The sequence below is a fragment of the Puniceibacterium confluentis genome, from assembly GCF_007923445.1.
Lineage (GTDB): Bacteria > Pseudomonadota > Alphaproteobacteria > Rhodobacterales > Rhodobacteraceae > Puniceibacterium > Puniceibacterium confluentis.
In genome coordinates this window covers 1-11837 of record NZ_VOJI01000012.1, presented here as the reverse complement: position 1 = coordinate 11837, position 11837 = coordinate 1, and the positions used below count along the sequence as shown (strand labels likewise).

Annotated in this window: 9 protein-coding genes and 1 tRNA gene; 9 read left to right on the top strand and 1 reads right to left on the bottom strand. The window is 62.2% G+C overall.

What is annotated here, in order from left to right; all coding sequences use genetic code 11:
• The first annotated feature begins 36 nt into the window (after positions 1 to 36).
• The 3 genes from glpX to FOY53_RS14235 all read left to right on the top strand — a co-directional run bounded on the left by glpX (position 37) and on the right by FOY53_RS14235 (position 3075).
• Complete coding sequence (glpX, locus tag FOY53_RS14245) at positions 37 to 1002, top strand: class II fructose-bisphosphatase (RefSeq protein WP_146589995.1); 966 nt, start codon at positions 37 to 39, stop codon at positions 1000 to 1002.
• A gap of 88 nt (positions 1003 to 1090) precedes the next feature.
• A complete protein-coding gene (gene recJ, locus FOY53_RS14240; protein WP_146589993.1) occupies positions 1091 to 2833 on the top strand; it encodes a single-stranded-DNA-specific exonuclease RecJ in 1743 nt (580 codons plus the stop codon).
• 167 nt (positions 2834 to 3000) lie between these two features.
• Positions 3001 to 3075, top strand: a tRNA-Glu gene (locus FOY53_RS14235).
• Positions 3076 to 3102: 27 nt separating this feature from the next.
• Here the strand turns inward: FOY53_RS14235 and FOY53_RS14230 are convergent.
• Entirely contained in the window at positions 3103 to 3822 is a 720-nt protein-coding gene (locus FOY53_RS14230) for a tyrosine-type recombinase/integrase (protein WP_222435261.1), read from the bottom strand.
• A gap of 953 nt (positions 3823 to 4775) precedes the next feature.
• Between FOY53_RS14230 and FOY53_RS14225 the strand changes: the two genes are divergently transcribed.
• From FOY53_RS14225 to FOY53_RS14200, 6 genes are all read left to right on the top strand, one after another.
• Positions 4776 to 5501 (top strand): ribonuclease activity regulator RraA, encoded by a 726-nt coding sequence (locus FOY53_RS14225; protein ID WP_146589989.1) that lies wholly within the window; start codon positions 4776 to 4778, stop codon positions 5499 to 5501.
• A 2-nt stretch (positions 5502 to 5503) separates the two neighbouring features.
• The gene (locus tag FOY53_RS14220) at positions 5504 to 7024 is read left to right on the top strand and encodes an aldehyde dehydrogenase (NADP(+)) (protein ID WP_146589987.1); all 1521 of its coding nucleotides are present in this window, start codon (positions 5504 to 5506) and stop codon (positions 7022 to 7024) included.
• Between the two features lie 571 nt (positions 7025 to 7595).
• Entirely contained in the window at positions 7596 to 8561 is a 966-nt protein-coding gene (locus FOY53_RS14215; protein WP_146589984.1) for a Bug family tripartite tricarboxylate transporter substrate binding protein, read from the top strand.
• Positions 8562 to 8766: 205 nt separating this feature from the next.
• On the top strand, positions 8767 to 9216 hold the full coding sequence (locus FOY53_RS14210; RefSeq protein WP_146589982.1) for a tripartite tricarboxylate transporter TctB family protein: 450 nt from the start codon (positions 8767 to 8769) through the stop codon (positions 9214 to 9216).
• Between the two features lie 3 nt (positions 9217 to 9219).
• On the top strand, positions 9220 to 10737 hold the full coding sequence (locus FOY53_RS14205; protein ID WP_146589980.1) for a tripartite tricarboxylate transporter permease: 1518 nt from the start codon (positions 9220 to 9222) through the stop codon (positions 10735 to 10737).
• A 178-nt stretch (positions 10738 to 10915) separates the two neighbouring features.
• Positions 10916 to 11593: a FadR/GntR family transcriptional regulator gene (locus tag FOY53_RS14200; protein ID WP_246107407.1), complete on the top strand. Its 678-nt coding sequence runs from the start codon at positions 10916 to 10918 to the stop codon at positions 11591 to 11593.
• The last annotated feature ends 244 nt before the right edge of the window (positions 11594 to 11837 follow it).

Here is an 11837-nt window from a genome sequence, read left to right as displayed (position 1 = left end):
GTTGCGGGCAATTCAAAGCCGTACAGGAACGCGCACATGCCCACGCCAACCGATTTCAATGACCGTATGCTGTCTCTTGGCCTTGCCCGCGTTTCCGAGGCGGCCGCCATCGCCTCGGCCCGCCTGATCGGCCGCGGAGACGAGAAGGCGGCTGACCAGGCCGCGGTGAATGCGATGCGCACCCAGTTGAACATGCTCGACATCGCCGGCGTCGTGGTGATCGGCGAAGGTGAACGCGACGAGGCGCCGATGCTGTTCATTGGCGAAGAAGTCGGCACCGGCAACGGACCTGGTGTCGACATCGCGCTGGACCCGCTGGAGGGCACCACGCTGACGGCCAAGGACATGCCCAATGCGCTGACCGTGATTGCCATGGGCCCGCGCGGCACGATGCTGCACGCGCCGGACGTCTATATGGACAAGCTGGCAGTGGGTCCGGGCTTCAAGCAGGGGGTGGTGACGCTGGACATGTCGCCGTCCGAGCGGGTCAAGGCGCTGGCCAAGGCGAAGAAATGCGCCGCCACCGACATCACCGTCTGTATTCTGGAACGACCCCGCCACGAGGACATGATCGACGAGGTGCGCGCCACCGGCGCCTCGATCCGGCTGATCACCGACGGCGATGTGGCCGGCGTGATGCATTGCGCCGAACCTCTGGTGACCGGCATCGACATGTACATGGGTTCGGGCGGCGCCCCCGAGGGCGTGCTGGCCGCCTCGGCGCTGAAGTGCATGGGCGGGCAGATCTATGGCCGCCTGCTGTTTCGCAACGACGATGAAAAGGCGCGCGCCCGCAAGGCCGGGATCACCGATCTCGACCGCATCTATGCCCGTGACGAGATGGTGACGGATCATGTGATCTTTGCTGCCACCGGCGTCACCTCCGGCTCGCTCGTGGCGGGAATCAAGCGCGAGGTCGGATACCTGACGACAGAGACGATACTGATGCGGTCCAAGACCGGATCGGTACGGCGGATGACCTATCGCAACCCGACGAGCTGACCGGTATCGGTTGCACCCGCCCCGCCGGGCGTCATCTGAGTATTTTTGAAGAGAAGAAACGGGACAGGGCGCCCGATATGGGGCAATCATGAGCTTTCTGGCCGTCGAGACCTCGCTGACCGGGAGACGCTGGGTCGGCCCGGCGCCGGACGTGCAGCGGTTGGCGGAAGCCATGGCGCAGCGGACCGGGTTGGCACCCGCCCTGTGCCAGACGCTGGCGCGGCTCGGCGTGGCCGCCGATGACGCCCGGACCTATCTGGCGCCGACGCTGCGCGACCTGCTGCCCGACCCGCGGTCCCTGCGTGACATGGAGTCTGCGGCGCGGCGGGTGCTGGCGGCGGCGGACCGGCAGGAGAAGGTGGCGGTCTTTGCCGATTACGACGTCGATGGAGGCGCCTCGGCGGCGCTGCTGATCGACTGGTTCCGGCAGATGGGGCAGCGGGTCACGCTGTACATTCCCGATCGCATCGACGAAGGCTATGGCCCCAATGACGCGGCCATGGCGGATCTGGCGGCGCGCCATGATCTGATCATCTGTGTCGACTGCGGAACCCTGAGCCACGGTCCGATCGCGGCGGCGCGGGGCGCGGATGTGGTTGTGCTGGATCACCACCTTGGCGGTGAGACGTTGCCGGATGCGCTGGCCGTGGTGAACCCGAACCGTCAGGACGAATCCGGCGATCTGGCGCATCTCTGTGCCGCCGGTGTGGTGTTCCTGATGCTGGTCGAGGCCGGGCGGCAGATACGCGTCGCCGGGCGCCAGGGGCCGGATCTGATGGGGCTGCTGGATCTTGTGGCGCTGGCGACCGTCGCGGATGTGGCGCCGCTGGTGGGGGTCAACCGCGCCCTGGTGCGTCAGGGGCTCAAGGTCATGGCGCGGCGCGAACGTCCCGGACTGGTGGCGCTGTCCGATGTTGCCCGGCTCGAGACCGCGCCGTCGTCCTATCACCTCGGGTTTGTGCTGGGCCCGCGCGTCAATGCAGGCGGGCGCATCGGTCAGGCAGACCTGGGCGCGCGGCTGCTGGCCTGCGACGATCCGCACGAGGCGCAGGCGATGGCCGAACGGCTGGACCTGCTCAACACCGAGCGCCGCGAGATCGAGGCCGCGGTGCGCGCCGCCGCGCTAGCCCAGGCAGAGGCGCGGGGGGTGGACGGGCCGTTGGTCTGGGCCGCGGGCGAAGGCTGGCACCCCGGTGTGGTGGGCATTGTGGCATCCCGCCTGAAGGAGATGACCAACCGCCCGAGCATCGTGATCGGTCTGGACGGGGCGGAAGGCAAAGGCTCGGGCCGCTCGGTTTCAGGGGTCGATCTTGGCGCGGCGATCCAGCGGCTTGCCGCCGAGGGCCTGCTGATCAAGGGCGGTGGGCACAAGATGGCGGCCGGGCTCACCGTGGCGCAGGACCAACTGGAAGCCGCCATGACCCGTCTGGGGGCTTTGCTGGAACGGCAGGGCGCCGGGCAGGGCGGGGCCGTCGACCTGCGGCTGGACGGGGTGCTGATGCCGGGCGCTGCGAGCCTGGAACTGATGGAGCAGATCGAGGCTGCCGGTCCGTTCGGAGCCGGCGCCGCCGCGCCGCGTTACGTGTTTCCCGACGTCAGCATTCTGTTCGCCAAACCGGTCGGGCAGAGTCACCTCAAGATCACCTTCGGAGACGGTCTCGGGGCGCGCATCGAGGCGATCTGCTTTGGTGCGTTCGACGGACCGCTGGGCACAGCCCTGCGTGATCACGGCGGGCGGCGATTCCACCTCGCCGGGCGCCTCGAAATCAACGAATGGAATGGACGCCGATCCGTGCAACTGCGCCTCGAAGATGCGGCGGAAGTGGTCTGAACTTCGGAATCCGCATGTTTCAAGCCTTTGTTCCCGTTTGGTTTTATGCCTTCAGGGCGCTTGATTTCCGGGATGTCGAAAAACTTTTCCTTTCATCGTCATTTTAGCCAATTTAACGCTTGCGCATACAGCGGGGTTTGCTTAGAACCCGGCTCACGCCAAGCTTTGGCCCGTTCGTCTATCGGTTAGGACGCCAGGTTTTCAACCTGGAAAGAGGGGTTCGATTCCCCTACGGGCTGCCACTTGCGGAAATTCCCATTTACAAAAAGCTACTTACCACCCGGTGTTTCCACTTTTGTCGGCGGTGTTTCCACTTCCCGTTCCGCGTGTGTTCCGGTGGCCGCAGCGCGCCGGTTCATTTCCCGCGTGTAATGGACGATTTCGGACAGGCTGCGATGCCCCGTCCAGGACCCAATCTCCAGCTCTGCTGCGCCGCTCTCGGCCAGGACTGCGGCCTGAGTTTTTCTGAGGCCGTGCGCGCTGCGCTCGATACCAATGGAGCGGGCGGTTTCGGCCAGCGTATGTCCGGCTGCCTTGTGCGACATGGGGCGTCCGGCACCGGTCTGCAGGAAGGTCAGGCCGCGCACAGCGCCATTCGCGGCCTTGAATTGCTCGAGGTCGGCGAGGACCGCGAATCTGGGCAGGTGGCAATTCCAAGGTACATAGGCCGCGTCGCCGGTCTTGATCTGGCGGTAGCACAAAACTCCGTCGCGCCCGATGTGCTGCGGTCCAATCTTGCAGGCGTCCGAGATCCGGGCGCCGGTCCAGCACGTGAGTTCGAAGATCGCCCGCGATATGCCGCCGATCGGGTATACCTCCCGGAAGGCTGTAATTTGATCATGGGTCCAGGTTGGGTGACCGTCCGATTTGGCGCGCGCTGGTTTTTGACTTCGCAGGTCGGGTCGGCGGAAATCCAGCCATGAGCGAGACTGAAGCTGGCCCGGAAGCGCCACGCTTTGTGTCGGGATTCCCGGTTTGGCGCTGCGCACACATCGGCGCGCACGGCGGTGGGTGTGACGGTCGAAGCCTTGACGTGACCGCCTCGGGCGACGATGGCGGCGCTTTCCCGACCCAGCATGGCCCTGTATGTCAGTGCCTTGGTTGCAAAGATATCAGACGCCGGGATCGCCGACCATGTGCTGCCGATTGTCCCGGATCGATGAGCATCCGGAGCATCTGGCATTTCGCTGCAGCGGCAAAGGACGTGAGAAAATCCGGATGATCGAGAGCCAGGTCATCCGGAAGGGCCAGCAGGCTGACTTTGCCGCCCCGGCGTGAACGGTAATATGGCGTCCGGGTTTTGGGTCCTGAGTTTAGGTTCGCTCAACGACCGGTCGCGACCCTCGCAGGACATGCGTCACTAACGCATTGCGCGCTCATCTGCAGTCGCGAGATTCAGATGTCATTTTTCCGGAAGCAGACGCTCGGCTGGGCGATGCTGCATCGTCCGATGCTGCAGGCCGCACCGGCGGCAGCTCTGCGCAGAGAGCGCCGTTTGCAAAGTTGTGGTCGACGGCTTGCCACAACCGGTAGGGACGGCCCGGAGCGGACCTTGGCCGGGCCTGCAGTGGACGTCTTCGACGAGACCGTTTCATCGTTATTGCGACAGGGGCAAAAGGCGACTTTCGTGGAGTACGGTGCAACCAACGGTGTTCATCCGCTCCGAGGTTCCAGCCACTGCTGATCTCCATATTTTGTAAAAATTAGTAATGAACATGCCGTTAAAGCTGCTTTTTATGAGCAAATTTGGCTCATCAGCATTACAAATATTGACACATTAGTAGTATTTCTGTAGCTCCAAGGCTCAATGCTCCTGGAGGAGCGGGTCGGATGCCTTCGCGAAATCTGAAGCCAATGTAGTACCGCTGCGATGGCTTGGAGGAGCGGTCTTCAGTGCCTGATCTCTCCAGAACTGCAAAATACGACACCATGGGAATGAACAATGAACGAATACAACCTGTCTGACGAAACCCGTGACAAATTACGCAAGGTGTCGACGGCCTCCGTAGCCACCGCGCTTTATAAACGCGGGCTGCGCAACCAGTTCGTGCAGGGTGTGACGCCGGTCGAACGCAAGCCGGTTACCATGGTCGGTCAGGCCTTTACCCTGCGCTACATTCCGGCGCGCGAAGATCGCAACCCGATCACCGTGTTCCGCGACCGCGACCACAAACAGCGCGTCGCCGTCGAGACCTGCCCCAAGGGCCATGTTCTGGTAATGGACGCGCGCAAGGACTGCCGCGCCGCCACAGCAGGCTCGATCCTTGTTACCCGGCTGCAGCAGCGCGGTGTGGAAGGTGTGGTCTCTGATGGTGGTGTGCGCGATGCGGCTGGCATTGGCGCGCTTGATATGCCCGCCTATTTCGCCCGCCCGTCGGCCCTCACAAACCTGACCCTGCACGAGGCGATCGACATTAACGTACCGATTTCCTGCGGCGACGCAGCGGTCTTTCCCGGCGACGTGATGCTGGGCGATGGTGATGGCGTCATGGTCATCCCGGCGCATCTTGCCGATGAGATCGCCGTGGAATGCGCCGAAATGGAAGCCTATGAGGATTTCGTGCTCGAGCAGGTTAACGATGGGGCCGGGATTATCGGCCTCTACCCTGGAACCGACGACGATAGCATCGTGAAATTCAACGCATGGCGCGAACAGACAGGGCGATAAATATGACATTTACCCCACATGGCGAGCACCTGATTGCTGGCAAGCGCGTGAGTGCTGAGACAAAGTTCTCTTCTGCCCCGGCCAGCGGCACCGCCTTTGAGTTCTCGGCAGGTTCGCCCGAGCTGGTCGCCGAAGCCTGTGCCGCAGCGCATGCGGCTTTCCCCGGCTTTGCCGCGACCTCGCGTGAAGAGCGCGCGGTGCTGCTGGAAACCATCGCCGATGAGATCGACGCCCGTGGCGACCAAGTCACGGAGATCGGCACGTCTGAAACTGGCCTGCCCGAAGCGCGGCTTCAGGGTGAGCGCGGCCGCACCACCGGCCAGTTGCGGCTGTTTGCAACCCATATCCGTGGCGGAGCCTACCTCGACCGTCGTCACGACGCTGCACTCCCGGACCGCCAGCCGCTGCCCCGGCCGGACCTGCGGATGATGCAACGACCAATCGGCCCGGTTGCCGTGTTTGGCGCCTCGAACTTTCCGCTGGCCTTCTCTACCGCCGGTGGCGACACCGCTGCGGCGCTGGCGGCAGGCTGTCCGGTTGTGGTCAAAGGCCACGGCGCGCACCCTGGTACGGGCGAGATTGTCGGCGATGCCATTGTTGCAGCGCTGGCCAGGCTTGGCATGGACGGTGGTATTTTCAGCCTTGTGCAAGGCGGCACCCGTGCGGTCGGCGAAGCGCTTGTGACCGATCCCCGGATCAAGGCCGTCGGTTTCACTGGCAGTCTCGGCGGCGGGCGCGCGCTGTTTGACCTTTGCGCCAAACGCCCCGAGCCGATCCCGTTCTTTGGCGAGCTGGGCAGCGTGAACCCGATGTTCGTGTTGCCAGAGGCCGCCGCCGCGCGCGGAGCCGATCTTGGCGCAGGCTGGGCCGCAAGCCTGACCATGGGCGTTGGCCAGTTCTGCACCAACCCCGGCATCGCCATTGTGGTGGACGGGCCGGAAGCAGATGCATTTGTGAACGCCGCCGGCGAATGCCTCAGAGCCGTCGCCGCGCAGACCATGCTAACCGAAGGCATGGCCGACGCTTACCGGAACGGTGCAAATCGGGTGTCTGAGGGCGAGGGCGTGAAAGCGCTGCTGACCGGCACCTGCGAAGCCCGCTCTGCCGCGCCGTATCTGTTTGAGGTTTCGGCCAAAGACTGGATGGCCAACGAAGAGCTGTCGGAAGAGGTGTTTGGCCCGCTGGGTCTGGTGATCCGGGTCAGGGACGCAGAGCAGATGCAGGCTGTTGCAGCCAGTTTCAAGGGTCAGTTGACCGCGACGTTGCAGATGGACGATGGCGACATCGATCTTGCGCGCGCGCTCATGCCGGTGCTTGAGCAGATGGCCGGACGCGTGCTGGCCAATGGGTTCCCCACCGGGGTCGAAGTGGCCGGCACGATGGTACATGGCGGTCCTTATCCGGCGTCGACCAACTTTGGCGCAACCTCGGTCGGCACCCTGTCGATTCGGCGGTTCCTGCGGCCGGTCTGCTACCAGAACCTGCCCGAGGCGCTGTTGCCTGCCGATCTTCAGGCAGTTTGACAATCGATTACTTGAATCAGCCCGCCGTGCCGACGTCGGCGGGCTGATCCGGCCCCTATGGGGTCGTTCACTGAACAACTATTGCAAATCGCGCCGCCTATTCGGCCCCAAACCGCCGACCTTGTCCAAATATGTATACTTTTTGAACAAATATCAGGCTTTTTTGGCAAGAAAATGCGATCATACAGCCAAATTTGTGTTGATTTGTAAATATTAGATAACTAATGTGATCGAAGCTTCAACGACCTCGCCCCATTGGGCGGACACCCGGTGAAGGAATATCCGAGACGGAAGGGGAGGAACGTATCAGTCGCATCGGAGGCACAGCTCTTGTGGCTCCATTCGCAAGACAGTGCCGGGGCAGGGCGCGCAGGCTGCGCCTTTCGCTACCTGCACCTGTCACGGCCATCGGGTCGCCAGGCCATCTGGCCTCATGGCGCAACTCACCTACGAAAACACTGCCCACATCCATGATGCCGAACCGGCAAAGCACAGCTTTTCCGGACCAGTCGGCGCACGCAAGACGCCAGACATGTCTGGCACACGACATCTTTAGAGGAGGAACAGAACTATGTTTTACAATAACCTGAAAACCACACTTGGTATTGCGCTTGGCGCGGCCATCCTTGGCACATCCGTTGCGGCGGCGGATTTCCCGACCCGCGACATTCGCCTGATCGTTCCTTGGCCCGCAGGGGGCGGCGCTGACGCGATCTCGCGCAAGATCAGCAACATCGCCGAGCAGGACCTGTCGAAGTCCATCTATGTGGAAAACATCGCCGGTGCGGTCACAGCTACCGGGCTGATCCAGATGACCAACGCGCGTCCCGATGGCCACACCGTCGGCGTGCTGACCTATGACAGCGTCATCACCCTGCCGCGCGGCGAGATGGTGCCGGGTTATTCGCTCGACAACATGAAGCCGATCGCGCGCATCACCTCTGAGGCCGATGCCATTGTCGTCTCAAAGCATTCCGGCATCGAAAGCTACGAGGATCTGATTGCCCGTGCCAAGGCAAGCCCCGGCCAGGTGCGTGTCGGCGTGGCCCCCAAGGGATCAGGACCCTACCTGTCGGTGATGCAGCTGGAAAAACTGCTCGACGTGGATTTCAACGTCATTACCTATGCGGGATCGTCCAGTGCCGAAGCCGAAGCGCTGCTCTCGGGTGAGCTGGATGCGGCAATCTCGAGCCTTGGTGACTTCAGCGGTATTCTGGCCTCCGGCGATGCCAAGGGCGTGGTCGAGCTGACCTCGGTGCAGAACGCCACCTATACCGACGTGCCGACACTGGAATCCAAGGGACACGACCTGCAGACTGGCAGCTTCATCGTGCTCGCTGCTCCGGCCAACACCCCGGATGATGCGGTGGAAACCTTGGAGAGCACCTTCAAGGCAGCCTACGACAGCGCTGAGTTCCAGGACTGGCTGGCGCAGATTGGCGTTACCGCCGATTGGCTGGGTTCCGACGACGTCGTCGCCTGGATCGACGAGCTGCAGGCCAAGACGTTCACGCTGATGGACGAACTGGAGCTGTAAGCTTCCACGCCCACCATGTCTCCGGTCGCAAGGACCGGAGACATGCCCCCGTCGGGGCCAGTGACGCAGTCTGCACCGCCACTGGTCAAACCCCGGTTTGTCCTGCACCGGCGTCAAAAAAGCGGAAATTTGCCGCGACTGACCTCACCGCACCGGCAGCCGCCTTGCGCAGACGCCCCCATCACACCCCGTCCGGGAGAAGACGATGCTCTTAAACAGGCAAATAATATTTCTGTATGTCACTCTTGCAGTGTCTGTTGGTTATTTGGTTACTGCCCTGAGCTTGGGCAGCCCTATTGCCGAGGGCACGCTGACGCCTGCCTTCTTTCCGATCCTTGTGGGTGGTGCGGCGATCCTGTTCTGCAGCATCCTCATCGTGCAGGCGCTGCGGGCCGCGCCAGAGACCGGGCCAGCGGACGAGGTCCGAAGCTACGCCCATGTCTGGGTGGTAGTGGCAATTTTCTTTTACATCCTGGCGTTCAAGCCGCTGGGCTATTTCCTGTCGTCCGGCCTGTTCGTCTTTGCGCTGATCCTGCTGTTCTCGAAGTTTGAGAAGATGGTCCTCAAGGCCATCATCTCGGCCGTGATCGTCGGCGTTGCCTTTGTCATGTTTCAACAATTGTTCGGGGTCCGGCTCCCGACGCAGTGGGGTTAGGTCATGGATTTCATCTTCCTTGTTTTCAGCAGCTTCTCCCTGCTGGCCGACCCGGTCAACTTTACTTACGTGGTCCTTGGCTTTGTGATCGGCACGATCTTTGCCGCCATACCGGGCCTGACCGCAACGCTGGCAATGGCGCTCCTGCTGCCACTTACCTATTCGCTGAGCGTCGAGACCGCGCTGATGGCCTGCGCCAGCATCTATATGGCCGGCATGTGTGGCGGCTCGATCACCGCCATCACGATCAACATCCCCGGCGCGCCTTCCTCCATGATGACCGCGCTTGACGGATATCCGATGCAGCAGCAAGGCAAAGGCGCGCTGGCGCTTGGCCACGCGGCACTCGGCTCGATGATCGGCGGCGCGGTGGGTGCCGTTCTGCTGATCGCGCTCGCACCTTTCGTGGCTCAGCTGTCGCTTCTGGTAAAGACCACCGGCAAATTTTCACTCCTGGCCTTCGCGTTGATCGTCGTGGTGATCGCGCAACGCGGCCGCATTCCGCAGGCCGGTCTGGCCGCCTGCATCGGGTTGATGCTGGCCACTGTTGGGCTTGACGCGATGGAGCCGATCACCCGCTTCACTTATGGCTATTCCAGCCTGACCGCCGGAATCGACCTGATGCCGGTGATCATCGGCACCTTTGCCATTGCCGAGGTGCTGACGCAGGCAAGCGCGCGCACAGACATCAGCGCCGCTGCCGCTGCCGCCGACAACGTCAAGATCCGTCGCCGCGATTTCCTGCCCCCGTTGTCGGACATCCGCAAGATCGGCTTTGGTTGCTACTTCAAATCCTGCTTGATTGGCTATTTCGTCGGCACATTGCCGGGCGCGGGCGGCTCGATGGGGTCGTTCCTCGCCTACACCGAAACCGTGCGCACCTCGGACGAGCCGGAGACGTTTGGCAAGGGCAACCCCAAAGGCATTGCCGCCTCGGAAAGCGCCAACAACGCGGTCTGTGGTGGCGCCATGGTGCCGATGCTGACCTTTGGCATTCCCGGCGATCCGATCACCGCGATCATGCTGGGCGTTCTGGTGATCAACGGCATTCAACCGGGGCCACAACTGATGGCCGATCAGGCCGGGCTCATTGCCCCGATGCTGGCCGCACTGCTGTTCAGTGCGTTGGTGCTGATCCCCCTGACACTCTGGTTGATCGGACCTTATTTCATCAGGATCGTCTCGGTGCGCAAGGATGTGCTTTATGCCGTGATCGCGCTTCTGGCCGTGGTGGGCAGCTATGTCGCAACCTATTCGACCTTCCAGATGTTCATGGCGCTTGGGATGGGGGTCCTGGCCTTCTACCTGCGGCGCAACGGTTTTCCGGTGATCACCATGCTGCTGGGTTATATCCTGGGGCCGAATCTGGAAGAGTTCTTGCGGCGCTCTCTGGCATTGTCGAACGGCGACCCGACGACTTTCTTCACCAACCCCGACAGCCTGTTCTTTGTCGGGCTGACGCTGGTGTTCGTCTACTTCCTGGTGATCCGCAAACCGGCCAAGACGCCCGCAGTGGTCTAGGCCAAACAGGCTTCTGCTCTCTGGCCGTCCCTTACCCAGGGGGCGGCCGCAGATATTGCAGCCCCGCGTGCCTGCCCTGTATCTATGTCAAATGTGTTCTATAAGAGAACTTCGCGCGCCCGGCCCACAAGCAAGGAAAAGCAAGGAAACGACGTTGTCAGAGACAAGGCGACCCTCAATGGCAGATCAAGTATACGATCAGCTGCTGACCAAGATCCTCGAAGAGGAATACCCGGTGCACAGTCGGTTGCCCACCGAAGAAATGCTGGCTGAAAGCTTCGGTGTTTCGCGACCGATCGTGCGTGGGGCGCTGTCACGACTGCGGGACGATGGCATCGTGCAATCGCGCCGTGGTTCGGGGAGCTACGTGCTCCGCCGTCCCGACCGCGAGCTGATCAGCTTCGTACCACTTGAATCGGTCTCGGATGTTCAACGTTGTTATGAGTTTCGGATTGATGTCGAAGGCGCTGCAGCCGCGTGGGCGGCGCGGCGGCGCGACGACGAAGACCTGGCGGCGATGGACAGGGCCTATCAGGTGATGGAGCAGACCTATCAGCAGAACGCCCTTGGCGTAGATGCTGATCAAAGGCTGCATATGGCAATCGCCCGCGCAACCAAGAACCCGTTTTTTTCGACTGTACTGGAATCCTTGAGCGAGCAGATTGCTTATGGAGTTAAGCTGTCGCGCTCGCTTACCCTTCTTGACGCCCCCGTCCGGCAAGAGCTGGTGCTGGCAGAGCACCGTGCGGTACTCGACGCGATCCGCCTGAAGCAGCCCGAAGTGGCACAGGCCACGATGCGCCACCACATCACCGCTGCGAAGGACCGAATGTTCGTAGACTCGCAAGAGGACTGACGTGGATACGCATCGCCAGGTAAAGGCAGAAACGACATAGAGCTTCTTGCCAAAAACGGCCGAAACGGCGTTTCAAGCTGTTCCAGGCAAGGACTGTAGGTTTTTGGCAAAGTGAACGACAGCGTGCTCTCTCAAAGAGACCTTGGTGCATCTTGCAGCGAAAGGCAGCTTCACGCCTATTCCGTTGAAAAACTCGGCCGGTTCGCGGCGTTGAATACCTCGCGAGATTTGGCGCGCGTAGGCC